Consider the following 25,205-nt stretch of genomic DNA (forward strand, 5'->3'; position numbering starts at 1 on the left):
ATGCGCGCGTCGGTGGAGGTGGCCTGATGCGGCGTCAACTACGCGAAACCTTGCCTGGCCTGGTGGTGGCAGCTGAATATGCCGTGTTCTATGCGGGCCTGCTGCTGCTGGCGCTGGTGTCCCTGCTGTGGGCACCCTTCGCCGCGGCCTGCTACTGGCTGCTGCCGGCAGGGCTGGGGCGGCGCTTCGGCCGATTCGTGATCATGTGCATATTCCGCTTCTATCTGTGGGCCCTGGAGGGCATGGGCGCCTGCCGCTTCGACCTGCGCGAACTGGACAGCCTGCGTGGCGGGCCGCCCCTCGTGCTGGCGGCGAACCACCCTGGCTTGCTGGATGCCTTGCTGGTGTTGTCGCGGCTGCCCGGGGCGGCCTGCATCATGAAAGCCGATGTGGTGGACAATCCCTTCCTCGGTGCGGCTGCCAGGCTGGCGCGCTATATCCGTAACGACACGCTGGCCGGCATGATCCGCTGTGCCGTGCAGGAGCTGCGGCGTGGCGGCCAGGTGCTGGTATTCCCGGAAGGCACGCGCACCACCCGCCGTCCGGTCAATGCCTTCAAGGGCGGCGTCGGGCTGATTGCCAAGCGTGCGGGCGTGTCGGTGCAGACGCTGTTTATCGAGACCGATTCGCCGTTCCTCGGGAAGGGCTGGCCGATTTTTCGCAAGCCCGATATGCCGGTCTGCTATCGCGTCCGGCTGGGCCGGCGCTTCGATGCGCCCGACAGCGAGCGCGCTTTCATGGCCGAGCTGGCGCAATACTATGAGGCGGAGCTGTCGCGCCCGGAAAGTGAGCCGCTTCGTCCGGGCGCCGCGGGCTGCGCCGCGGTGCACAACGTCTAAGCGGCCAGGTTTGTGCGGCCGGGCTAGCCGGCGGGTTGCCGGCATGCCGCCTGCCTCCTGCCTCCTGTTCTTGCCGTTTTTGTTTTTTCACTGTTTCCAGATCCACCTTCGCATGATCAAGCCTTCCAACACCCATCTCGTCCTGATTCCCAGCTACAACCCTGGGGCCAAGGTTTGCGACACGGTGCGCGAGGCGCGGCGCCATTGGTCGCCGGTGTGGGTGGTGGTGGATGGCAGCACCGACGGCAGCACGCAATGGCTGCAGCAAGAGGCGGCAGCCGACCCGGGCTTGCGGGTGCTCGTGCTGCCCCGCAACCAGGGCAAGGGGGCTGCGGTGCTGCAGGGGCTGGAGCAGGCCGCGGCGCAAGGGTTCACCCACGTGCTGACCATGGATTCCGACGGCCAGCACCCGGCCGGCCTGATCGCCCCCTTCATGGCGGCATCGCAACGCGATCCGGGCGCCATGGTGCTCGGCCGGCCGGTCTTCGATGCCAGCGCGCCGAAGGCCCGGGTCTACGGGCGGCGTATCTCCAACGCCTGGGCCAACCTGGAAACGCTCTGGGCCGGTATCGGCGATTCGCTCTATGGCTTTCGCGTTTACCCGATCGCGCCGCTGCGCGCTGTCATGCGCAAGCAGCGCTGGATGCGGCGTTTCGATTTCGATCCCGAGGCGGTGGTGCGCATGTGCTGGCATGGCGTGCGGCCGCTGAACGTGGACGCGCCGGTGCGCTATTTCAGCGCCGAGGAAGGTGGTGTCTCGCACTTCAACTACGTGCGCGACAACCTCTTGCTGAGCGGGATGCATGTGCGCCTGCTCGCCGGCTTCCTGCTTCGCCTGCCGCTGCTGGCCTGCCGCCGCCTGTGCGCCCGGGACGGTGCGGCGTCCCGCATCGCCGCGCCCTGACGGCGCCTTCTTCAAGCATGGCGTTTCTGTCGAACGCTGCCCGTCCGGCGGCGTTCGCCTGCCGTCGGCTGTGTCCGGCTGCACATGCTTCGGCTTGCCTTCAGGTAGACTGATCTCTGAGTGAGCTCCAGCCCATGCAGTCGGCCAATCGAGATTCCAGCCTTGCAAGGAGAAGTCCCCCATGCATGCAGTCCCGTTGCTAGATGGCAGTGCCAACGGTAGTCCCGCCGAAGTACCGATCCGCGACCTGCGTCGCGTCACCATTCATCCCGACTATTGGTATCCGCTAGCCTGGTCGCGCGAAGTCAAGCGTGGCAAGGCGCATGGCGTGCGCTTCGCGGGCGAACCGATCGTGCTGGTGCGCACGGAATCCGGCGCGGTGTTCGCGCTGGAGGATCGCTGCGCGCACCGGCAGGTGCCGCTGCATGCGGGCGTGGTCGATGGCGAATCGATTCGCTGCTGCTATCACGGCTGGACCTACGACTGCACGGGCCGCTGCATCGATGTCCCTTACCTGGGCCGCGAGCGGCTGCCCAACGGGGTGCGCTCCTATCCTTGCCGCGAGGTGGAGGGCCTGATCTTCGTCTTCCCGGGCAGTGCTGTGCTCGCTGACGAAACGCCGCTGCCCGACCTTGGCTCGGTGGCGAACAAGGCGTACAAGACGCGCCGCTTCGGCCGCGAGGTCAAATGCCATTACTCGTTCATGCACGAGAACCTGATGGATATGAACCATCAGTTCCTTCACCGCCGGCAGATGGGCCAGATGCGCGCGCGCTCGCTCGGGCGCCGGCGGGGTGAGGGGTGGGTCGAGGTCGACTACACCTTCTCGCGGGAAGAGGGCAAGCAGCCGGTGGGCGAAGCGCTGGTGTTCGGCGGCGGCAAGAACGGCGGGCAGAGCGGCAAGGATGTGATGACGGTCCGTACCTGCTATCCTTACCAGACATTGCAGATCCGCACCTCGGAAGGGACGCTGGTGATGGATTTGTGGATCGTCTATGTGCCGCTCGACGCAGCGCAGCGCACCAACCGCACCTTCGGATTGCTGTCGATCAAGAAGCCCGGCATTCCCGGCGTGCTCAACCTGGCGTGGCCCCTGCTGGTGTGGTTCACCGAGCGGATCTTCAAGGAGGACCGCTGGATCGTGGAGGCGGAACAGGAAGCGCACGACAGGCAGGGCGCAGACTGGAACCACGAGGTGTTCCCGGTCATCAACGAGCTGCGCGACCTGCTGCGCGAGTGCGGCGAGCCGGAAGCGCCCGGCCCGGCCTGACGGCGGCTTCCTGCCGGGCTATCGGGCTATCGGGCTATCGGGCTTTTCAGCTATTGCGCGAACCGGCTGCGCTCGTCGCGTTCCAGCGCCGAGCAGGCCGTCCTGAGCATGGCCGAGAAGCGCGTCAGCGCGGGTTCGATGCGATAGACCGGGCCCGCAATGGAAATCCCATAGCATTCGCCCGATAGCCGCACCGGCCAGGCCAGCGCGCCAACATCGGGCATCGACTCGCCCAGGTTGATAAAGCAGCCCAGCTCGGCGGACTTCTCCAATTCGGCTTCCAGCTGCGCCACGCCCGATATCGTGCGGGGCGTAAACCGCTCGAAGCTGAGCTGCGCCATCAGTGCGCGGCGCTCGTCCTCCGCCATGACGGACAGCAACGCTTTGCCGATGGAGTTCGCGTGGAGTTCGCGCCGCTCGCCCGCGGTGGCGATATAGCGGATCGCGTGCGGGGATTCGAGCACGTCGAGGTACACCACCCACCGGCCTTCATGCAGCTTGCCGATCACCACGGTTTCGCCGGTGGCGGCACGCAGCTCGTTCATGGTGCCGTGCACGCGGTCCAGTACCGGATCGTGGCGCGCGATCTGCTGCGCCATGGCGAGCAGCCGGCCGGTGGGGTAATAGCCCTGGCGGCGGCCGGTCTCGTAGAGATAGCCCAGCGAAGTCAGGGTGCGGATCAGCGCCAGGCAGCTTGATGCCGGCACCGCCAGCAGGCGGGCCAGTTCCGATAGCGAGAGCGCGCGCCGCTCGCGGGCAAAGGTCTCGATGATCTCGAGCACGCGCAGCGCCGTCTTCACGTTCATGGGCGGCGCTTTGTTGTCGTTGGCGGTCATGTGTGGTCAGGCCGCGCGCTGGGGGGAGGACGCGGGCCGGGTTGGCCGGAAGATAAGCGATCATCATAGTCTATCGGCAAGCGACTTTCTTCCTCCCGGCCCGGCGCGCATCAGTAGCTCACGTTCAGCCCCAGGCGGAAGCTGCGCGGCGTGCCGTAGAACGACGAACTGGTGCTTGTGTAGTAGCGCTTGTCGAGCAGGTTGTAGAGGTTGAACGTCGCCGAGACATTCCTGGTGATGGCATAACGTGCCATCAGGTCCACCACCGAGTAGCTCCCCTGCGTGAAGCGCACCCCGAGCGGCCCCTGGTTGTCGCTGTAGGTCTGGTTCTGCCAGCGCAAGCCGCCACCTACCGTCAGGCCGTTGCCAATGGCGGCAATGCGGTACGTGGTGAACAGCTTGAGGGTGTCCTGCGGGATATTGGTGTTGAGCGCCTTGCCGTCTTTGTCCGTGCTGAGGTTGCGTGCGAAGCTGGCGGTTGCCTGCCAGTCACGCGTCAGTTCGCCCGAGACTTCCAGCTCGTAGCCGCGGGTCTTGGCGCCGGATGCGCCGTAGTAAGCCTGCGAGCCGTCGGGCGCGAGGGCGCCGGGGATGGCCACCGCCAGGTTGTCCTGCTTGACCCAGTAGAGCGCGCCGCTGATGTTCAGGCGGTTGTTGAAGAATGCGCCTTTGCCGCCGATTTCATAACCGTTGCCAACCAGGGGGTCGAGGAAGCTGCCGTTGACTGTCCGGTTGTTTTGCGGCTTGAAGATATTGGTATAGCTGGCGTAGGCCGACCAGTGCTTGCTCAGGTCGTAGACCAGGCCGACGTACGGGGTGATCTTGCCGGTCTCCGAGCGGTTGTCCACCGACGTCGTACCGGAAGCGTAGTCGAGCGTGCTGTTGTCGTTGCGCCAGCTTGTGACGCGCGCGCCGAGCAGCACGGACAAGCTGTCGGTCGGGCGCAAGCGGGCGGTGGCGTAGGCGCTGGTGATCTGCTCGGTGAACCTGGTGGTGCCGTTGGGCGGGGTCTCGGGGGCTGCGGGGGTGCGGCCGTCCCACGTGTAGATGTTGGCGATACTGCTGTCCCAGCCAGGGAAGCGCCAGAGCCCATACGTCTGTGTGTTGTAGGTGGTCCGTGCGAAGGTGGTGCCGAGCACAAGCTCATGCTCGCGGCCAAGCAGGCTGAAGGGCCCCGTCGCGTAAAGATCGAAGCTGGTTTGCTCCGGCTTGGCGCCCCATCGTCCCGCCCATAGACCCAGGCCGGCGCCGGTGCTCTGCACGGGATATCCGTTGGAGGCATAGCCCATCAATTCGTCGTAGGCGTAGGTGTCGTGGCTAAGCGTGCCCTTGACGCGCCAGCTATTGTCGAACTTGTGCTCCAGCGAGGCGAACACGGTCTGGTTGCGCCGGGCCGAATAGGCCCAGTCGGCGGCCGCCGACTTCGAGCGGGCCCATGCCGTGCGCGTGCCGTCCGCAAAGTACAGCGGCAGGCCGGAGCGCGCGTGGCCCGTCAGGTCGAAGCTCTGCCACGAGAACCCAACGGTGGCGAGCGTGGATGGGGTCAGGTCGGCCTCGACCACGCCGTAAAAGATTTCACGGCGCTCATGCAGGCGTTCGATGTTGCCGTTGTTTTCCTGGTACGCGGCGACCAGGCGGCCGCGCACGGTGCCGGCCTGGTTCAGCGGGGAGGATACATCCGCCCCAAAGCGCCGATAGTCCCACGATCCGCCCTCGACACTGACGGAGGCCTGGAAATCCCGCGCCGGGCGCTTGCGCACCAGGTTGATGGTGGCCGCCGGCGAGCCGATGCCGTTCATCAGCCCAGTGGCACCGCGTACCACTTCCACACGGTCGTAGATGGCCATGTCGTTAGTCTGGAACAGCGAGTTATAGCCGCTGTTCAGCTGCAGCACGCCGTCGAGCTGGTAGTTCTCCACCTGAAAGCCGCGCGAGTAGACCGAACTGGTGTCGGAGCCCAGGTTGCCGCTCTGGTTGAGGATCAAGCCGGGCGTCTGGGTGATCACGTCGGTGAGCTGCGTCAGGCCCTGGTCGTCCATCTGCTGGCGGGTCATGACGCTGACCGATTGCGGTGTCTCACGCAGGGTGATGGCCAGCCGGGTGGCGGTGTTGCTCTCATCGCTGGTGTACAAGCCGGTGCCCTCCGTGATGCCGTCGCCCGGCCCGTTTGCCGTGACCTTCACCTCCGCCAGCATGGGGCCGCCGGCTTCGGCGCCCGCCGCGGACGGCGCGCTGCGCTTGCGCAGGCGATAGCCCCCGCTGGGCCCACTGACCGCTTCGAGCTGCTGGCCGGACAGCAGCGCGGCCAGTGCTTCGGTCACGGTATAGGTGCCGTGCAGGCCTTCGCTGCGCAGGCCTTTGGTGAGTTCCGGATCGATGGCGACCAGCACGCCCGCCTGGCGGCCAAAGTGGCCGAGCACCTGGTCCAGCGAGCCGGCGCCAATGTCGTACTGCTTGCCGCTGGCCGGTGCCGCCTGGGCGCGGGCGAGGGTCGGCGCGAGCGTGGCCACGCCCAACGTGGCGCCTAGCACAGCCGCGCGTAGCGCAAGCGCCAGCGGGGTGTGCCGATAGCGGCCGCGGGGCTGCGACAGTAGCGTGGTGCCTTGCGGGTTCGTGCAAGGGCTGGGGCGGTGCGCCATGATGCTGGTTCCTCTGGATTCTTGTGTGATGGAAGGGCGGTGGGCTGCATGGCTCTGCAGCGCCGCTAATTCACTTGATGCGCGAGAAGCGGAAAGCTGCCGCGCCCGGATGAAGATTTCCAGGGAGGAGGCGGGATACTTGCCGGCCGCTGCCGGATCAATGCATGGGAGCGAAGCGCTGGAACGTGCCGTGGCTTTATTTCGGTGCCACCGAGACCCAGTAGCGCGTGAAGTAACGCACCCGCACAGGCAGCGTTTCTTGGAGGATGGCAAGCACCGCATCGGTATCGTCGAGCGGGAAGGCGCCAGACACGCGCAATGAGGCCAGCGCCGGATCGCAACGCAGGGAGCCGGCGCGGTAGCGCGCCAGCTCCGCGATGAACCGGGCCAGCGGCATTTGTTCCGTCACCAGCATGCCGTCCAGCCAGGCGCCGGCCTGCGGGTGAGCGGAGGCCGGCGTGTCGATGGCGGTGGCGGTGAAGACAGTCTCCTGTCCCGCATCGAGGCGAAGCGGCGCGCTTAGCTGGCGGGCCCGGATCCGCACCGCGCCTTCGAGCACGGAGACAGCGATCGGATCGCGCTTGTCGCCGCTGCCGTCCGGCGCCAGCATGCCATCGCGGACGATAAAGCGCGTCCCAAGCGGTGTGATGCTGCCGTTGCGGGTCGCCACCGAGAACGGTCTTCCGTCCGGGTCATGGCCGGTGGTCACGTGGATCTCGCCGGCCAGGAAGACAAGTTCGCGCTGCATCGGCGTAAAGCGGACGTCGATGGCGCTGCCTGTGTTGAGCACGACGCGGGTGCCGTCCGCCAGCTCGATGGTGCGGCGCTCGCCGCTGCCGGTGCGGTGGTCCGCCGTCCAGGTGTTCCAGTTGCGCCAGGACAGTTGCTCGCGCGCCAGGCAGATCCCGCCCGCCGCGACACCCAGGCCGGCAATCGACTTCAGCGCGCTGCGCCGCGAGGCCCGGCGGGCGGTGCCCGCGGTGCTGGCCGAGTGCAGGGCCTTGCGGGCGACGGCCGGCGGCATCTGGTCCAGCCCGGTGCGCAGATCCTGCCCGAGCAGGGCCATGCGCCGCCAGGCCAGTTCGTGCGCAGGATCGGCTTGCCGCCATTGCTCGCACGCGGCGTTGTCGGCGGCGGTGGCCGCGCCCGACTGCAGCCGCGACATCCAGTCCGCCGCCTGCGCGATGACGTGCGGTTCGACGCGTGCGCTTGCACGGGCATCGCTTGCCTGCGGCGCAAGCTGGGGTGTGAAGGGTTTCATGGTTGCCGCGAGGCCATGGGCAATCGGGGCGGGGATGCCGGCGTCATTCGTAGACCGCGGTGTAGCAATGCACGAAGGCCTTGCTCATCCATTTCTGCACCACGTTGACGGTGACGTCGAGCCGCTGCGCGATCTCGCGGTAGGCCAGGCCATCCAGTTGCGATAGCAGGAAGGCTTCGCACACGCGTGGGGGGAGCTGGTCGAGTACCGTGCTCACGGCGGTCAGCGCCTCTACCACCAGCGCGCGGGTTTCGGGCGAAGGCGCGGTGGCTTCCGGCTGGAGGGCCAGCGCTTCGAGATAGGCGCGTTCGAGCGCGAGGCGGCGGAAATATTGCGCCGTCAGCCGGCTCGCCACAGTGGTCAGGTAGGCGCGCGGCTCGCGCAGCGAGCTGGCGTCGCAGGCCACCAGCAGGCGGGTGAACGTATCCTGGGCCAGGTCGGCGGCGTTGTCCGCATTGCCCAGCTTGCGCCATAGCAGGTTGACCAGCCAGCTGTGGTGGTTGCGGTAGAGCGTGTGGAGTTCCGACTGGGGAAGCGTGTCTGCCGTGGCCATGGCGCCTGGATAATGCGGGCGCCATGCGCCAAACGTTATTGAGAATGATTCGCATTGTATGCGAAATCGTTACTCGGAAACAAGGCGTGTTTCTCTGCCGTGAGGGGGCGGGCACATCTCCCTACAATTGCGTATCCGGCCTCCATCCGCCGCCAAGGGCCTTGTACAGGAGCACCGAGCCTTGCAGGGCCGCCAGGCGCAACTGGGCGGCATCGTCCTCGGCGGCGTAAAGGGTGCGTTGCGCGTCCAGCACGATCAGCAGCGTTTCCGCGCCGGCGCGATAGCGGCGTTCCGCCAGCTTGAAGGCGCGCCGGGCCTGCGCAAGCTCCTCATCCTGAGCGATACGCTGGGCACCGACGCCGGCGATGGAGTTGAGCGCCACTTCCACATCGCCCGAGGCCGCGACGATGGCGCGGCGGTAGTCGGCCAGCAATTCCTGCTTCTGCGCGATGGCCATGTCATGCCCGGCGGCCAGCCGTCCGGCGTTGAATATCGGCGCCAGCACGCCGGCGGCGATGGCGTAGACCGGGTTCTCGAACAGGGTGCGCAGGCGGTCGCTTTGCCCGGTGGCGCTGGCGGTCAGGGCGAGGCGGGGGAGCATCAGCGCGCGGGCCACGGCGATATCGCCGTCGGCGGCCCCCCCCCCCGCCCGGGCGGGGGGGGGGGCCGCCGACGGCGATATCGCCGTCGGCGGCCGCCAGCCTGGCCTCTGCCGCGGCCAGGTCGGGGCGGCGTGTAAGCAGTTCGGCGGGCAGGCCGCTGTCGATGGCGGGCTGGCGCAGGCCGGCAAGGCTGGCGGTGCTGATTTCGAAGCTGCTGGCGGACTGCCCCAGCAAGATCGCCAGCGCGACCTGGCTGTCGTTGGCGCGCTGCGCCAGCAGGCGCAAGGTGCGCTCCCGGCTGGCCACCAGGCCGCGCTGCTGTGCGAGTTCCAGCGCGGTCGCGCTGCCGGCGCGCTGGCGCGCATCGACCACGGCCAGTACGGTGCGAGCATTGTCCAGCATGCGGGTGGCAATGGCGACGCGCTCGCGCAGGCTGACGGTTTGCAGCCAGGCCAGCGCGACTTCGCCGGTCACCGACAGCGTGACGGCATCCTGCGCGAAACCGGCCGCGCGCAAGGAGGCGGCGGCGCTGCCTGCGGCGGCGCGGTTGCCGCCCCACAGGTCCACTTCATAGCTGGCCGCGAGCCCGAGGCGGAAATTGTCCGAGCTATCGCCGCTGCTGATGCCCGAGCCGCCATAGCGCCGGGCGTCGGCGGAGCCGGTGAGCTCCGGCAACAGCGGTGCGCGGGCAATGGTGACACTGGCGCGTGCCTGCTGCACCCGGGCGTATGCGGCGGCGATGCCGGGATTGTCGGCGCGGGCCCGCCGCACCAGCGCATCCAGTTCGGCATTGCCTAGCGATTGCCACCAGTCGATGCTGACCGGATCGGCGCCGGCCCGGTCCGGGGGCGCGTAGCGCCATTGCGCGGGCGTGGCGGGCAGCGGGGCCTCGGGCGTGGCCTTCGTGGCGCAGCCGCCGGCGGCCAGCGCGGTAGCCAGCAAGGCCGCGCGCAGGGCGAGGGAAGTCAGGGCGCTCATGGTTGTCATTCGCTTGCCAGTGCTTGTACGGGGTCGAGGCGAGCCGCCTGGCGGGCCGGCATGTAGCCAAACAGCAGGCCGGTGGCCACGGCGCAGCCAAAGGCCCCGGCGATGGCCGTGAGCGAGAAGATCACCGGCACCCTGGCCAGTTGCAGGGCAAGGCCCACGGCGATGCCGAGCACCACGCCCGTCACGCCGCCGAGCAGCGAAACCAGCACGGCTTCGGTCAGGAACTGGCGCAGGATGTCGCGCTGGCGCGCGCCGGTGGCCATGCGGATGCCGATCTCGCGGGTGCGCTCGCGCACCGTCATCAGCATGACGTTCATCACGCCGATGCCGCCGACCAGCAGCGAGATGGCGGCAATCAGGCCGAGCATCAGGGTCATGGTGCGTTCGGTCTCCGCGCTTACGCGGATCGACTCCGCGCGGTTGTACACGCGTGCATCCTGGTTGCCGCGCCGGGCGGCGAGGGCGGCCAGGATGGCCTGCTCGGTCTGTCTGGCCTGCTGCATGTCGCGGATCGAAACCGCGACCCAGGTGGGATAGGGATTGCCGTAGAGCCGCGCGCTGGCCGTGGAGAACGGCACCACCACGCGCTCATCCTCGTCGGCGTTGCCGGCCAGGGCGCCCTTCTCGGCGAGCACGCCGATGACCTGGAACGGCACGCTGTCCAGCAGGATGGTCTGGCCGATGGGGTCGCTGCCGTCCGCGAACAAGGCATCGCGCACTCGCTTGCCAATTACCGCAACCTTGCCGAGATCGCGTTCGTCGCGGGCGTCGAAGTACACGCCCTCGGCCAGCCCCCAGTCCAGCGCCGCGGCAAAATCCGTGGTGGCGCCGCCGCCTTCGGTACGGTGGTCGACATTGCCGCGCCGCGCCATCACGAAGCCTTCGATATACGGCATGGCGAGTTCCACATTCGGCACGCCGCGGATGGCCTCCACATCGGCCAGCGTGAGCGGCCCGCTCCGGTCGCGGCTGGTCGGGGGCAGCACGCCCACATACATCTTGTTGGCGCCGAACACCGCCATCTTCTTCATCACCTGGTACTGCGAGCCGCTGCCGATCGCCATCATGACGATCACCGAGGCGACGCCGATAACGATGCCGAGCAGGGTCAGCCCGGTGCGGAAGCGGTTGCTCCACATCACGCGCCACGCGGCGCGCGCGGCCTCGGCCACGTCGGCCGCGAGCGAGGCATGGCGGTCCTTGCCCGCGCGCATGCGGGCAAGCAGTTGGGCGGCGTCGTTGGCGCCTTGGGCGGGCGGGTTGGCATCGGCGGCCTCCGGCGCCGCATGGCGAGCGCTGGCCGAGTCCGATATCACCAGCCCGTCGCGGATCTCGATCACGCGGCGGGCCTGCGCCGCGATGCCGCGATCGTGCGTGATCAGGATCACCGTATGCCCGGCAGCCGCCAGCCCCGACAACAGCGTCATGACCTCGGCGCCGCTGCGCGAATCGAGCGCGCCGGTGGGTTCGTCGGCCAGGATGATGCGTCCGCCGTTCATCAGCGCCCGCGCGATCGACACGCGCTGCTGCTGGCCGCCGGAGAGCTGGCCGGGGCGATGGCCGGAGCGTCCGGCCAGGCCGAGCTGCGTGAGCAGCGCCTCCGCGCGAGCCTGCCGGGCGGCGGTGGGCTGGCCGGCGTAGATGGCCGGCACTTCCACGTTCTCGCGCGCCGTTTCGGTGGCGATCAGGTGGTAGCCCTGGAACACGAAGCCGAAGGCTTCGCGCCGCAGCCATGCCAACTGGTCGGCGTCGAATCCCGCCACGTCCTGTCCACAGATCAGGTAGCTGCCTTCGCTGGGGCGGTCCAGGCAACCCAGCAGGTGCATCAGCGTCGATTTGCCCGAGCCGGAACTGCCGACGATGGCGACGAATTCGCCCGCCTCTATGCGCAGCGAGATCCCGCGCAGCACTTCGGTGGCAGGGCTCGCGCCGTCGCTGCCGCCGCCATAGCGCTTGCGGATGCCGCGCAGCTCCAGCATTGCCGGTGGGTTCAAGGGCAGGTTCACAGGCGGAACCTCGGCATGTCGTCTGCCGGCTTGCGCTCGCCGGTGATCAGCCGGTCGCCTTCGCGCAGCCCATCGACGATGTGCGCGCGCAAGCGGTCTCGCACGCCAACGCGGATCTCACGCGCCTGCGCCTTGCCGGCAGTGTCCAGCACACGGGCGCGGAAGCGGTCGGGCCTGCCGTCCACGGCCTGCAGCGCGGCCAGCGGGGCGACCACCACGCCGCGCGCTTCGGCGGAGACAAAGGAGACCTGGGCGGTCATCTGCGGCATCAGTTCGCCATCGCTGTTCCCGACGTCGAACAGCACGGTGTACAGCACGACCTTGCTCGCCGGCGCGGCCTGCTGGTTGCCCTGCGTCTGCTGGGCCTGGCTGCCCGGGGTCGGCGGTGCCGGCAGCACCTGGCGCACCTTGCTGCGCCAGCGGCGCTGCTCGCCGCCCAGCGTGGTGAAGCTGACCTGCATGCCCGGGCGCACGCGGCGCACGTCTGCCTCCGACACCTCGGTCCACACCGTCATGGTGGCGAGGTCGGCAATACGCAGCAGCGCGGGCGTCTGGTAGGTGGCGTTCAGGGTTTGCCCCTGGCGTGCTTCCAGCGTGACCACCGTGCCGGCCATGGGCGCGTAGATGCGCGTGTAGCCCAGCTTGGCGACGTCGCCGTTCAGGGTGGACTGCGTTTGCTCGATCTGCGCCCGCAGGCGGGCCATGCGCGCAGCAGCGGTCTTGAGTGCGGCCGCGGCGGTTTGCACGTCTTCGTCGCGGGTGGCCTCCTGGCCGGCCAGGTGGCGCTGGCGCGCATCCTGCTGTTGCGCCAGCAAGTGCAGCGCTTCCTGTTCGGCAAGTTGCGCCTTGAGGCCGGCCAGTTCGGCGCGGCCGGCATCCACCGTGGCGCGCGGCACGCTGGCATCGATCTCGGCCAGCAACTGGCCTTGTTCCACGGTGTCGCCCACCTGCACGAGCAAGCGGGTGATCTGCCCGGAGACCTGCGCCCCCACGTCGACATAGCTGCGTGGATGCAGGGTGCCGAGCGCGGTGACGCTGGTTTCGATGTCGCCGCGCGCAATGGTGACAGTGTCGTAGCGCGGCGCGGCGTCCGTGTTCCACCAGGCCACGGCGCCTAGCGCGGCGAGGGCCAGGATGGCGATGCCGGTGATGGGAAGGAGTCGGTGAGGCTGCGCCATGCGTTAAGGGTTTTCCGGTTGACCAGGTGAGGGCGCGGTCCGGGGTGGCCGCGCCGCGGAAGTTGAACTGGCATGTGAGGCACGCCGGCAAGCCCTACGCCGGCACCGCCAGGCTGGCGGCGGCGAAGACCGTCGCCGGCAAGGCCAGCGCCGCTGCCGTTCGGGGGTGATAGGCCAGCATCAGCACGTAAGCCAGGGCGCCGGCGCAGAGCGAGCCGGCCCAGACCACGGCGCCGATGCTGGCGCCCCAGCCGCGCAGGCAGGGCCATGCCGCCAGGGCGAGCAGCAGCCAGCCGCAGCCGCGCAGCAGCCAGCGTGCCGGGGGAGCGGGATCGCGCCGCCAGATTTGTCCGTGGTGCCGGTCCATGGCCAGGCTGAGGCTGGCCATGCCGGCGTAACACAGGGCCAGGGTGGCCGAGGCGGCCAGCGCCGGGGGCATCGATATCAGGGCCATCATGCTTCTCCCGGCGTGGCCGCCGCGCCGGCACGCCCGCCTGGCGAACGGGACATGGCCTGGCGGCCGGCCCGGCGCACCCTGGCGGCGGCCCACAGCAGCAGGCTGCCAAGGGTGAGGGCGCCGAGTTCCAGGCCGGCGCTTTGCCAGTCCCCGAGCGAGGCATAGCGCAGCAGGTGCCAGCCCGTGGTCAGCGCATTGAGCAGCGGCAGGGTCAGGCAAAGCAGGCCGGCCAGCGCCAGTTGCCGCGGCCACGCTTTGGCCGGCTGGCTGGCCAGGGCGTGCACCGTGGCTGCCAGCCAGATGGAGAAGAACACGGCGACTTCCCACTCGTGGCGCTCCTCCAGCGCCACCGGGAGCAGCCGGTTGCCCCAGAGGTAGGCAGCGCAGGCAATCGCCAGGCCGGCGACGGCTGCCACGTTGAGGCGGTCGATGGTGCCGTAGACGCGCGCGCTGGCGGCGCCGAACTCGCGCGCCTTGCGGTTGCCGCGCTTGGTGGAGAACAGCAGCAGGCCGGTGGCGATCATGGCGGAGCCCGCCAGGCCGCAGGCAAGGTAGAGCCACCTCAGCGCATCGCCGCCGAAGCGCGCCATATGCAGCGTGCGCATGACCGAGCCGGCGACCAGCGGCGCCGCGCCGCCGGTGCCCAGCATCTCGTCCTCGGCGTGGGCCGACAAGTAGGCGCCGGTGACGCCGTCGTAGCGGAACTCGCGCTGCGACGAAAAGGCGAGGCCATCGTAGCGATAGAGGCCGGCAATGCTGACAGCGGCGTTGCCGCGGCCGGGCCGCGCCACCGCCACCGAGGCGATCGCGTTTGCTCCGGTGTCGTCCGCCGCGGCCAGCCGTGCGCGTGCATCGGCCAGCGGCGTGGGCAACGCCACCAGCGTGGCGGGCGCGCCGGGAGGAGGCAGGACCTTGGGCTCGAGCCAGCCGGCCCGCCCGAGCACGCCGAACAGCTTGGCTTCGCTGCCTTCGTAGTACGTCCGGATACCCGCCGGCATGGTATCGGGCCACCAGATGATGAGTCCCGTGTACGAGATCATGAACAGGAAGGGCAGCGTCAGCACGCCCAGCGCGTTATGCGCATCGAGCCAGGAGCGTTGGCCCTTGCCCGGCCGGAAGGTGAAGAAATCCTTGAAGAAGCGCTTATGGGTGACGATGCCCGATACCAGCGCTACCAGCATGGCCATGGTGGCGAAGGCGACGATCCATACGCCCAGCATGCCGCCGTGCAGTTCATAGTGGAAGAGCACGAAGTGATGGCCGCCCAGCGTGTCTCGCGGTGCCGGCAGCACGGCGCCGGTGTTGGGGTCGAGGCGGATCTCGCCACCGGCCTGCCCGTCCCAGTGCACATGCATGGCGGCGTCTTCCAGCGAGGGAAACTCGATTTCCCAGTGGCCGGATTGCGGCGCATGGCGCTCCAGATAGCGCTGGGCGTGGGCCAGCGCCTGCGCCGGGTCGGGCTTTCCGGCGCTGACTTCCAGCCGCTCCGGCTGCATCCAGCGCGTGATGGCGCCGTCGAACACGCTAAGGCTGCCCGTCAGGAACACGGCGAACAGCAGCCAGCCCAGCCACAGGCCACACCAGGTGTGCAGCCATGCCATCGATTGGCGGAACGTCCCTTTCATGGCAGGCCTCGCGTCCAGTGCCCGGCCGCGGCGGTTGCAAGCAGGACGGCGGATGGCGCCAGCAGCCCCAGCCAGGCGCGGCGGGCCGAGCGGGCCGCGAAGGCCCAGAGCGCCGCGCCGGTGTAGATGGCGTAGCTGAGCAGGCTGGCGGTCATGACGGCTTCGGCCCGCAGGCCAGGCAGCACCGCGGCGCAGGCCAGGATGCTGGCGCAGGCGAGCAGGTAGCCGCCCAGGATCGCCGCGGCCGCGCGCGATGCAATCCGCATGGCTTGGGAGGGGGCGGGATGCGTCATGCGGCAGCGCTCGCAAGGGGCGGCGCGCAAGAGCGGCCGGTGTCCGGGGGCAGGCGGGGAGCCAAGGTGCGGTTTTCCTTTCCGAAAATGGGGTGGAGACAGGGGGAGGCAGGGTGGTTCACGCGACGCCGGGCATCAGCTCGCAGCGTCTCTGTATCCCTGACGCGCGAGATTGGAGAATCTGCCGGGCCGCCGGAGAAATTTTTGCTGGCTGCCGTGGCGAGCGCCACCGGCCCTCGACCGGGCTTGCGGGATCAGAGGTGGTCAGGAACCGTTATCGGGCAAGGGGAATGCGGAAAGGGGAAGCGGCGGGGCGGCCGGCAGCGTGGAGCATCCGTTCGACGAGCACGCCATCGAAGCTGGCGGAAAGGGTAGGGAGCGTCGGACAGGAAAGCCGCAAGAACACCTCACGACCCGGTTCTCCGGCGCGAACCTTCTCATGACCGGCATGCCCGGCGTGGCAGCGCATTCGCCGATGAAATTGGGGGCGAAGGCAGGAAGTGGCGACGATCCCAGGACGTTCCTGATCACGCCTTGCAAGATACGGAAATCGGTTGATGACGCCGCCATAGGCTCTGGCCTGGGGCGGGAGGGCATAGTGCATCCTGTCAGGCCATGGCGATGCTTAACCAGAAAGCTCGCCTTCAGGGTTATGACCTCCCGGCCGGACCAGTTTCGCCTCAAGCCTTGACCGCGAAAGGGGCAACGAAGCCGCGCAGCCGCAGCGCGTTGGTCAGGACAAACACGCTGGACAAGGCCATGGCGCCTGCCGCAAACACCGGCGAAAGCAGGTTGCCATTGACCGGGTACAGCAGGCCAGCCGCGACCGGAATCAGGGCAGCGTTGTAGGCAAACGCCCAGAACAGGTTCTGCTTGATGTTGCGGATCGTGGCCTTCGACAATGCAATCGCGTTGGGCACGCCACCCAGGTCGCCGGACATCAGCACCACGTCCGCCGCCTCGATGGCAATGTCCGTGCCTGTACCGATAGCGAGGCCCACGTCGGCCTCGGCCAGCGCCGGCGCGTCATTGATGCCATCGCCCACATACGCGATAGGACCGTATTGCTTCTTCAGCCGCTGTACCGCCTCGACCTTGCCGTCGGGCAGCACTTCGGCAACCATCTCATCAATGCCCAGCTGGCGGGCGATTGCCGCGCCGGTGCGACGGTTGTCGCCGGTGATCATTGCAACCTTCAGGCCAAGGCCGTGCAAGGCCTGGATGGCGGCCGCCGTAGTTTCCTTGATCGGGTCGGCCACGGCAATCATGGCTGCAAGCCGGCCATTGATCGCTGCGTACAACGGTGTCTTGCCTTCGTCGCCCAGACGCGCCGCATCCGCGCTGAACGCTTCGACATCCAAGCCCAGCTTCCGCATGAAGCGATCGGCGCCAATCTCGACCAGATCGCCATCCACCCGGGCGCTGACCCCAAAGCCCGTAATCGAATCGAACTGCCCGATGGTGCCAAGGGCGACCTTTTGCGCCTTGGCTGCGTCGACGATGGCCTGCGCAATCGGGTGTTCGGATTTCGCTTCGACAGTGGCGACCTTGCCCAGCACCACTGAGCGTTCGAACCCCGGGGCAACGATCAGATCCGTCAGTTCGGGACGCCCTTTGGTCAGCGTTCCGGTCTTGTCCACGGCCACCACTTTCGCGTCCTTCAGGGATTGCAGTGCCTCGCCCTTGCGGAACAACACGCCCATTTGCGCCGCGCGCCCGGTGCCCACCATGATCGACGTCGGCGTCGCCAGGCCCATCGCGCACGGGCAGGCAATAATCAGCACGGCAACCGCGTTGACAAGCGCGAATGTCAGGGCGGGCTCCGGCCCGAAACTCAGCCAGATAACGAACGTCAGCGCGGCGGCGGCCATGACCGCCGGCACGAACCACATGGTGATGCGATCAACCATCGCCTGGATCGGCAGCTTGGAGCCTTGCGCCTGCTCGACCATGCGGATGATCTGCGCCAGCACAGTGTCGTTGCCGACTTTGGTGGCGCGGAATGTCAGCGCGCCGTTCTGGTTAACAGTGCCCCCCACCACTTCCGAGCCGGGCTTCTTTTCCACGGGTACCGGTTCGCCACTGATCATGGATTCGTCGATGAAGCTATTGCCGTCCACGACTTCGCCGTCCACAGGAATGCGCTCGCCGGGACGAACTTCGATCAGCTCGCCCGCGACCACTTCTTCGATAGCAACCTCAAGCGTCGCGGCGTCACGCACCACACGCGCGGTTTTGGCCTGCAAACCGAGCAGCCGCTTGATCGCTTCGGAGGTGTTGCCCTTGGCGCGGGCTTCCATGTAGCGGCCAAGCAGGATCAGCGCCACGATGACAGCGGCGGCTTCGTAGTAGACATTGACCGTGCCGGCGGGAAGCAGGCCCGACGCAAAGGTAGCCACGACCGAGTAGGCATAGGCGGCGGAGGTACCTACCGCCACCAGCGAATTCATATCCGGCGCACCCCGCAGCAGCGCCGGGATGCCCTTCTTGAAGAAACGCAGCCCCGGCCCGAACAGCACGATGCTCGAGAGCACGAACTGGACATGCCAGCTGTTCTGCGTGCCGATGCTTCTTGCAATCGCGTGGTGAAACGCCGGAACCAGGTGCGCGCCCATCTCCATGATGAAAACGGGGAGGGCGAAAAGCGTGGCAATCGTCAAGGCGCGCCTGAGCGACTTCAGTTCGACAGCCTGGCGCTCGGCCACGGCATCGGTGTTGCTGGTGTCGCCCGAGATGACCTGCGCCCCGTAGCCTGCCCTGGCGACGGCCTGGATCAGGGCTTCGGGCGAGGTTCCGCCAGCGGCGCTGATCTGCGCGCGCTCAGTCGCGATGTTGACTGTTGCATTGCTGACGCCCGGTACGGCTTTCAGGGCCTTTTCGACGCGGCCCACGCACGAGGCGCAGGTCATGCCCGTTACCGATAACGCAACGGTGCTCGAAGTCACGTTATAGCCGGACTTCTGCACTGCCCGCACAGCGGCCTCGATATTCGGTAGCCCGTCAAAAGTAATGTCGGCGCGCTCGGTCGCGAGGTTGACGCTGGCCTTGTTCGCGCCTGGCACGGCCTTCAGGGCCTTTTCGACGCGGCCCACACACGAAGCGCAAGTCATGCCTTCGATCGGGATGCTGATCGCAACACTGCCTGTCAGGCTGGAACTCATCACTGCTCCTTGAAAAATTGGGAAGCTCCTTCATAACGGTGGCTACGTTAAAGCTTCCGATCATGTCAAGGTCAAGCATCCGGACGGAGTAACTCCGCTCAAGATAAATCATTGAGTATTAAAGAGATTTGTGGGTGACGGCGGCTCAAGCGACCGGTGTGACAGTCTTGCTCGCGAACTGGTGAAACGCTGTTATCCAGCCGGCGCCATGGTCTACGGGCAACGGCTCGCGGGCGATGGTGGCGACAGTCCCATCATGACGCGGCGCGGCACCCGCAACCAGATCACTTATGGGGCGGGCGTGGCGTATGCTATGGACATAGGCGAGCGTAGCAATCCCTACCGGCAATAACACAGAAAAACACAGAGACAGAGCCGAAATTGAAGGAGCGCTTGTGGACACCCCTGTAGACATCGAATCCCGCCGCGAACGCGGCAAAGGCACGCGCAAACACGTTCCCCGCAGCGCGCATGCCGCGACAGGCAACGTCGAGCGAGATCCCGTCGAGTTGCTGGAGATCAACAGCGCCGGCCGTGTCGAACGGCTGGTGCCGCTGCGCTATGGCCGCATGATCGAATCGCCCTTCACCTTTTACCGAGGCAGCGCCATCATCCAGGCGCATGACCTCGCCGGTACGCCGAATTCCGATCTCCCCATCCAGATCTGCGGCGACTGCCACCTGGCCAACTTCGGCGGGTTTGCCAGCCCCGAACGCTCGCTGCTGTTCGACCTCAACGATTTCGACGAGACCAGCCCCGGGCCCTGGGAATGGGATCTGAAGCGGCTTACCGCCAGCTTCGTGGTGGCGGGCCGGCACCTGCGCCACAAGCGAGGCGTGATCGACGACCTGGTCTATCGGGTCGTGCGCAGCTATCAGGAGCGCATGGCCACCTATGCCGGGATGGGCATTCTCGACACCTGGTACGACTGCATTACCTTCGAGCGCCTGATGGCCGAGACGGCTTCGCCGCAGATCCGCCAGCGCCTGGAGCGTGGCATAGCGCGCGCGGCCAAGCGCGCCAGCGAGGCGCTGTTGCCGAAGCTGTCGGAGCGGGTTGGCGAGCGCTGGGTTATCCGCGACGCACCGCCAGGGATCTTCCACATAAGAGGCGAGAACACACTGTTCTCCCCCGAGGACGACTGGATGAAGATCACCGACACCGGCAAGGCTTTCGACAAGTCTTTCGAGAAGTACCTGGGTACCCTGTCGCCCGACCGGCGCCAGTTGCTCAGCCATTTCACGCGCCATGATGTCGCCTTCAAGGTGGTGGGGGTGGGCAGCGTCGGCACGCGCTGCCTGATCATCCTGATGATCGACAAGCACGGCAAGCCGCTGTTCCTGCAAAGCAAGCAGGCCACACAGTCGGTAGTGGCGCGCTATTTCAAGTCGCCGCCCGTGACGCATGAAGGCCGGCGTGTGGTGGAGGGCCAGCGGCTGATGCAGGCGGCCAGCGACGTGTTCCTTGGCTGGAACAATGGTCCGTCAGGCCGCCATTTCTATGTGCGGCAATTGCGCGACATGAAGCTGTCGCCCGAGATCGAGCTGATGGATCATGAGTTGCTGGGCAGGTTCGCGGCGCTGTGTGGCTGGGTGCTGGCGCGGGCCCATGCCAAGGCCAGCGGGATGGCGCTGGAGATCAGCGGCTACCTCGGCAACAGCGATGCGATGGCCGATGCACTGTTGGCGTATTCGAACGCGTATGCGGATCAGGTCGAGCGCGATTACGACGTGTTTGTCGGCGCCTGCCGCTCTGGCCGGCTGGAGGCGCGCACGGATGAAGACATCGCCGCGGATTTTCAAATCTAGGCGCCCGCCTAAATCCGCGGATCGAGGAACACCATCGGGCCGATTCGAGTCCGGAGGGTGTCTGTGTCGCTGATCAGCTGGGCTTGGGTGCAGTCGCGGTTCGAGATGACGCACGCGCCGCACGGTGGGCATGGAGTTGCAGCGCCCGGTTCGCATCGGCCTGTGCAACGTGTCCCGCTTCCTGACCCGCCAGATCGACACGCGGGGCACCTTCCACCAGGCAGGTCCAGTAGCGGGTGCCGCGGCACCAGGTCCGGATCGCGTCGCGCAGCACCGGCTCCGTCAGGCCAAGTTCCTGCGCGTGCTGGACGAGATCTTCGAAGATGCCGATCTTGAGCGCTACCTTCGGCGCAGGATTCTTCGGAAAGGTTTGCGGGAAGCGCTTTTGCAGTTTCGCGATGGCCTGCAGCACCGGATCCACCGGCTTCGCCGGGCTGACCGGAGCCACCGGACGCGCGCGCCGCGTCTTAGCCTGTGGCGCGGCCTTAGCTTGCCTTGCCAGTTGTTCCTTCAGTGCCGCCAGTTGTTCGAAGCCCATCGTGTCCAGCCAGTAAAAAAACTTGGTGCGATTGTAGCAGCACTACGCGATTCGCCTTGCCGCCCCCGCCGCGACGGGAATCGGCCAAACCAGGCATCGTGGCCAAGACGGGCGCCCGTCACACTTCGCGCGTCCACCCAACTCGGTGCCGTTCCTGCGTGGCCTCATGCCACCAGCGCTCCGCGCCCTCCCTGGCGGAACCCATATCCGTCGCAGTTGGCTGCATCTACAGAATGCAAAACCTGGATTTTCTATCTGTGGACGGTAATTTTGGCGGTAGAACTACCATCCGCTTCCATCAGGCGCCTGCTGGGCGTACCTTTGCTGGACGTGTTTGTTTTCATGGGTATAAAATAAAATTCATAAACATGAAAAATGATCGGTTTGCCTGTCGCCCTCCCTGGGTGGGGCGAAGCTGGCAAGGAGACTGCAATGACATCACCATCACCATCACCCTCGTCCTCGCCGACCTGCTTCGTCCGTGCCGAAGACGTGCCCGGCTACCACCCGGCCAACCATGTGGGTACGCTGAACCGCCGCATCATTGGCCGCGAGAATGTCGGTGCCACCCAGCTTGAGGTGATCCACGGCACCATCGAGCGCGGCAAGGGCGCCTTGCCGCACGCCCATCCCGGTATCGAGCAGGTTTGCTACATGCTGGAGGGCAGGGCGCTCGCCGAGGTGAACGGCCAGTCGCGCGAGCTTGGGCCCGGCGACTGCTGCTTCTTCCCCGCCGGATCCATGCACGTGTTCACCGTCGTCAGCGACGAGCCCGTCAAGCTGCTGGTGATCTACGCCCCGCCTTATGAGGAATCCCCGGATCGCGTGATCCGTCCCGCCTGAGCATTGCCCCGGCCCGGGCGGTTGCCCGCACCCGAACGGACGTTTGTAGTTGAAGCCTGGAAGGAGATCCCGATGAAACTGTCTTCCCGACGCCGCCTGATGCTGTGCGCCGCGATCTGGAGTGCCGCGCCGGCCCTGGCCTGGAGCAGCGCCTATCCCAGCAAGCCGATTCGCATGGTGGTGCCTTACGCGCCGGGCGGAGCCTCCGATGTGGTGGCCCGGCTGGTCTCGCAGAAGCTGTCGGAGGCCTTGAAGCAGCCGGTGGTGGTGGAGAACCGGCCGGGCGCCAACGGCATCATCGGCACCGACCAGGTCGCGCGTGCCGCGCCGGATGGCTACACCTTGCTGCTGAACACCGCCGGCGCGCAGACGCTGAGCCCTGTCCTCTACAAGGCCGGCTACGAGCCGCTCAAGAGCTTCGCGCCGATCAGCCTGATCAGCAGTATCGGCTTCGTCATGGTGGTCCACCCCTCGGTACCGGCCAAGACCGTGCAGGAGTTTGTCGGGCTGGCGCGCTCCAAGAGCCGTCCGCTGAGCTTGTCGGCTGGCAGCAGCATGATCGAGCTGATCGGGGAAACTTTCAAGACAACCGCCGGCACGCCGGATGTCGTCAGCGTCTCCTATCGCGGTACCGGCCCGCAGATGCAGGCGGTGGTGGCGGGCGAGGTCGACATGACCATCGACCCCTTTAACGGGATGGCAATGATCCGCGCGGGCCGGCTGCGCCCGCTGGCGGTGCTGTCATCCAGGCGCTCGCCGGCGCTGCCGGATGTCCCGACCATGCAGGAAGCCGGCATCCAGGGCATGAACTTCAATTCCTGGGCTGGCTTGCTGGCGCCGGCGGGCACGCCAAAGGAAATCGTTACGCGGCTGAACCAGGAAATCGTCCGGATCGTGGCCATGCCGGAGATCAAGGCGCGCCTCGCCGCCATCGACTATGAAGCCGTCGGCAGTACGCCCGAGCAGTTCGCCACCATCATTGCCGACGACGCCGCGCGCTGGGCCAAGCTGGTGAAGGACACGAACTATAAGGAAAAGACCGCGCCATGAAGCGGCGGGGCTGCCGGTCCGGATGTTAGTCCGGCCGTCAGTCCCAAGCCACCGCCACAAAGCGGATCCATCGCAGAGGGATCGCTAACCAGAAAGAAGCAGGAGACAACACAATGCCAAGCTTTACCACGCTGCTGCGCGCGGCGCTGCCATTGCTGACACTCGCCGCGGCGCCGTACGCGGCGGCGGCCGATGCCTATCCCAGCAAGCCGATCCGCATGGTGGTGCCCTTCGCCGCCGGCAGCGGCACCGACGCGGTGGCCCGCATCACGGCCAAGGAACTGGGCGATGCGCTCAAGGCCAACGTGGTGGTGGACAACCGTCCCGGGGCCAACGGCGCGATCGCCGCTGAAATCGTCGCGCAGGCCGCGCCTGACGGCTACACGCTGTTCATGACCACCAACACCACGCATTCGGCCAACCCTTCGCTGATGAAGAAGCTGCCGTATGACCCGATCCGCGATTTCACGCCGGTGGCGCGCATGGGCAACCTGCCCTTCATCCTGGTGGTCAATCCCAAGTTGCCCGTCAAGACGGTGCCGGAACTGATCGCCTACGCGCGCGCCCATCCCGGCATGTCGTACGCCAGCGGCAACAGCACCGGCATTGTGTCGGGCGCCACCCTGGGCCGCATGGCCGGGCTGGACCTGCTGCACGTGCCGTACAAGAGCACGCCGCCGGCCATGACGGATGTGATTGCCGGGCAGGTGCCGATGATGTTCGTCGACGTGGCGGCCGGCATTGCCAACGTCAAGGCAGGCAAGCTGCGCGCGCTGGCGGTGACCACGGCGCAGCGCAGCCGCCTGCTGCCGGACCTGCCGCCGCTGGGAGACACGCCTGAGCTGAAGGGGTTCGACATCACCTCCTGGAACGGCGTGTTCGCGCCAGCGAAGACGCCGGCGGACGTGGTCGAGCGGCTTAACCGCGAGCTGTCCCGCATCGCCGCCAGCAAGGAAGTGGCGCCGCGTTTCGAGGCGCTGGGGTTTGAAGCATTCGGGCAAACGCCCAAGCAGTTTGCCGGCTTCGTCGCCGGCGAACTGGTCAAGTGGACCAAGCTGGTCAAGGACGCCGGCATCCAGCCGGAATGAGGCAAGCCATGAACTTTGAAAGAACCCCCGAACAGCGCGCCATCGTCGAGGCGGTGACGCAGATCTGCAGCGATTTTGGCGCCGACTACTGGTCGGGGCTGGACGACGAAGGCAAGTTCCCCCACGCATTCCACCAAGCCATGGCGAAGGCGGGCTGGCTCGGCATCGCGATGCCGGAGGCCTATGGCGGCGCCGGGCTCGGGATTACCGAGGCGGCGCTGATCATGCAGACGGTGTCGGCGTCCGGCGCCGGTTTTTCCGGCGCGTCGGCCATCCATATGAACGTGTTCGGCCTCAACCCGGTGGTGGTGTTCGGCAACCAGCGCCAGAAGGAGGCGGCGCTGCCGCCGCTGATCGCCGGGCAGGAGAAAGCCTGCTTCGCCGTGACCGAACCCGATGCCGGGCTCGACACCACCCATCTGAAGACCCAGGCCGTGCTGTCGGCCGACGGTGGCAGCTATCGCGTGGACGGCCGCAAGATCTGGATCTCCACCGCCCAGGTGGCCGACCGCATGCTGCTGCTGGCGCGCACCACGCCGCTGGAGCAGGTGGCCAAGCCGACCCAAGGCCTGAGCCTGTTCTACACCGCGCTGGACCGCAAGCACATCGAGGTGCGCGAGATCCACAAGATGGGACGTGCCGCCGTGGACTCGAACATGCTCTTTATCGACGGCCTGACGGTGCCGGTGGAGGACCGCATCGGAGAAGAAGGGCGCGGTTTCGAATACATCCTGCATGGCCTGAACCCTGAGCGCATCCTGATTGCGGCCGAAGCCGTCGGCCTCGGCCGCGTCGCGCTGGAAGCGGCGACGCGCTATGCCAGGGAGCGCACCGTGTTCGGCCGCCCGATCGGCCAGAACCAGGGCATCCAGCATCCGCTGGCGCAGGCCTGGATGGCGCTGGAAGCGGCCGACATGATGGTCTGGAAAGCAGCGTGGCTGTATGACCAGGGCAAGCCCTGCGGCGCCGAAGCCAATACCGCCAAGTACCTGGCGGCGGAAGCCGCCCACCAGGCTTGCCAGACCGCGGTCCTGACGCTGGGCGGCATGGGCTATGCGCGCGAGTACCAGGTGGAGCGCTACCTGCGCGAATCGTATATCCCGCGCATCGCACCGGTCAGCGCGCAACTGATCATGTGCCATATCGCCGAGCGCGTGCTGGGTTTGCCGAAGTCCTATTGACGAGGCAGCGGGACAATCCCGCGCGGGGAACCCGCATTCTTTCAGCGATGAAAATAATAAAGGGCGCCCCGCCGATGCCAGCGGGG

The 25,205-nt window shown here is 67.1% G+C and carries 20 protein-coding genes and 1 pseudogene; 8 read left to right on the top strand and 13 right to left on the bottom strand.

Annotation, left to right across the window (positions count from 1 at the left end; all coding sequences use genetic code 11):
- The first annotated feature begins 26 nt into the window (after positions 1–26).
- The 3 genes from CF70_RS07890 (at position 27) to CF70_RS07900 (ending at position 3,013) form a co-directional block, all read left to right on the top strand.
- Positions 27–839, top strand: coding sequence for a lysophospholipid acyltransferase family protein (locus CF70_RS07890; protein WP_035862775.1), 813 nt, complete (start codon positions 27–29; stop codon positions 837–839).
- Between the two features lie 112 nt (positions 840–951).
- Complete coding sequence (locus CF70_RS07895; RefSeq protein ID WP_035862924.1) at positions 952–1,743, top strand: glycosyltransferase family 2 protein; 792 nt, start codon at positions 952–954, stop codon at positions 1,741–1,743.
- Between the two features lie 181 nt (positions 1,744–1,924).
- Positions 1,925–3,013: an aromatic ring-hydroxylating oxygenase subunit alpha gene (locus tag CF70_RS07900; RefSeq protein WP_035862778.1), complete on the top strand. Its 1,089-nt coding sequence runs from the start codon at positions 1,925–1,927 to the stop codon at positions 3,011–3,013.
- 50 nt (positions 3,014–3,063) lie between these two features.
- On the opposite strand, the gene CF70_RS07905 is transcribed toward CF70_RS07900, so the two are convergent.
- From CF70_RS07905 to CF70_RS07960, 12 genes and pseudogenes are all read right to left on the bottom strand, one after another.
- Entirely contained in the window at positions 3,064–3,819 is a 756-nt protein-coding gene (locus tag CF70_RS07905) for an IclR family transcriptional regulator (RefSeq protein ID WP_035862925.1), read from the bottom strand.
- 140 nt (positions 3,820–3,959) lie between these two features.
- Positions 3,960–6,488 (bottom strand): TonB-dependent siderophore receptor, encoded by a 2,529-nt coding sequence (locus CF70_RS07910; protein WP_063830436.1) that lies wholly within the window; start codon positions 6,486–6,488, stop codon positions 3,960–3,962.
- Positions 6,489–6,684: 196 nt separating this feature from the next.
- Entirely contained in the window at positions 6,685–7,749 is a 1,065-nt protein-coding gene (locus tag CF70_RS07915; protein ID WP_051648134.1) for a FecR domain-containing protein, read from the bottom strand.
- 43 nt (positions 7,750–7,792) lie between these two features.
- Positions 7,793–8,302, bottom strand: coding sequence for a sigma-70 family RNA polymerase sigma factor (locus CF70_RS07920; protein ID WP_035862780.1), 510 nt, complete (start codon positions 8,300–8,302; stop codon positions 7,793–7,795).
- Positions 8,303–8,423: 121 nt separating this feature from the next.
- Positions 8,424–9,296 (bottom strand): TolC family protein, encoded by an 873-nt coding sequence (locus CF70_RS38755; RefSeq protein ID WP_349675100.1) that lies wholly within the window; start codon positions 9,294–9,296, stop codon positions 8,424–8,426.
- Positions 9,190–9,891 (bottom strand): annotated as a pseudogene (locus CF70_RS37525) (TolC family protein); the annotation flags it as partial. The gene CF70_RS38755 and the pseudogene CF70_RS37525, both read right to left, overlap by 107 nt.
- A complete protein-coding gene (locus tag CF70_RS07930; protein WP_035862782.1) occupies positions 9,888–11,870 on the bottom strand; it encodes a MacB family efflux pump subunit in 1,983 nt (660 codons plus the stop codon). The gene CF70_RS07930 and the pseudogene CF70_RS37525, both read right to left, overlap by 4 nt.
- Before the next feature lie 23 nt (positions 11,871–11,893).
- On the bottom strand, positions 11,894–13,075 hold the full coding sequence (locus tag CF70_RS07935) for an efflux RND transporter periplasmic adaptor subunit (RefSeq protein WP_051648135.1): 1,182 nt from the start codon (positions 13,073–13,075) through the stop codon (positions 11,894–11,896).
- Between the two features lie 94 nt (positions 13,076–13,169).
- Positions 13,170–13,532 carry a DUF3325 domain-containing protein gene (locus tag CF70_RS07940; RefSeq protein ID WP_235184937.1) on the bottom strand — a complete coding sequence of 121 codons (363 nt, stop codon included), beginning with the start codon at positions 13,530–13,532 and terminating at the stop codon, positions 13,170–13,172.
- Positions 13,529–15,157, bottom strand: a complete 1,629-nt coding sequence (locus CF70_RS07945) for a PepSY-associated TM helix domain-containing protein (protein ID WP_063830437.1) — start codon at positions 15,155–15,157, stop codon at positions 13,529–13,531. The genes CF70_RS07940 and CF70_RS07945 overlap by 4 nt, the downstream gene beginning before the upstream one ends.
- Positions 15,154–15,450, bottom strand: coding sequence for a DUF3649 domain-containing protein (locus tag CF70_RS07950; RefSeq protein ID WP_035862934.1), 297 nt, complete (start codon positions 15,448–15,450; stop codon positions 15,154–15,156). The genes CF70_RS07945 and CF70_RS07950 overlap by 4 nt, the downstream gene beginning before the upstream one ends.
- Before the next feature lie 680 nt (positions 15,451–16,130).
- The gene (locus CF70_RS07960) at positions 16,131–18,611 is read right to left on the bottom strand and encodes a heavy metal translocating P-type ATPase (protein WP_035862785.1); all 2,481 of its coding nucleotides are present in this window, start codon (positions 18,609–18,611) and stop codon (positions 16,131–16,133) included.
- A 395-nt stretch (positions 18,612–19,006) separates the two neighbouring features.
- On the opposite strand from CF70_RS07960, the gene CF70_RS07965 reads away from it, so the two are divergent.
- Entirely contained in the window at positions 19,007–20,419 is a 1,413-nt protein-coding gene (locus CF70_RS07965; protein WP_051648138.1) for a DUF2252 domain-containing protein, read from the top strand.
- A gap of 73 nt (positions 20,420–20,492) precedes the next feature.
- Here CF70_RS07965 and CF70_RS07970 read toward each other — a convergent pair whose 3' ends face one another.
- Positions 20,493–20,957, bottom strand: coding sequence for a ProQ/FinO family protein (locus tag CF70_RS07970; protein WP_035862787.1), 465 nt, complete (start codon positions 20,955–20,957; stop codon positions 20,493–20,495).
- Positions 20,958–21,389: 432 nt separating this feature from the next.
- On the opposite strand from CF70_RS07970, the gene CF70_RS07975 reads away from it, so the two are divergent.
- From CF70_RS07975 to CF70_RS07990, 4 genes are all read left to right on the top strand, one after another.
- The gene (locus CF70_RS07975; RefSeq protein WP_035862789.1) at positions 21,390–21,800 is read left to right on the top strand and encodes a cupin domain-containing protein; all 411 of its coding nucleotides are present in this window, start codon (positions 21,390–21,392) and stop codon (positions 21,798–21,800) included.
- A 72-nt stretch (positions 21,801–21,872) separates the two neighbouring features.
- Entirely contained in the window at positions 21,873–22,850 is a 978-nt protein-coding gene (locus CF70_RS07980) for a Bug family tripartite tricarboxylate transporter substrate binding protein (protein WP_035862792.1), read from the top strand.
- A gap of 113 nt (positions 22,851–22,963) precedes the next feature.
- The gene (locus CF70_RS07985) at positions 22,964–23,938 is read left to right on the top strand and encodes a Bug family tripartite tricarboxylate transporter substrate binding protein (RefSeq protein ID WP_035862793.1); all 975 of its coding nucleotides are present in this window, start codon (positions 22,964–22,966) and stop codon (positions 23,936–23,938) included.
- Between the two features lie 8 nt (positions 23,939–23,946).
- Positions 23,947–25,119 carry an acyl-CoA dehydrogenase family protein gene (locus CF70_RS07990; RefSeq protein ID WP_035862795.1) on the top strand — a complete coding sequence of 391 codons (1,173 nt, stop codon included), beginning with the start codon at positions 23,947–23,949 and terminating at the stop codon, positions 25,117–25,119.
- The last annotated feature ends 86 nt before the right edge of the window (positions 25,120–25,205 follow it).

Origin of the sequence: Cupriavidus sp. SK-3, from assembly GCF_000611145.1 — a bacterium.
Lineage (GTDB): Bacteria > Pseudomonadota > Gammaproteobacteria > Burkholderiales > Burkholderiaceae > Cupriavidus.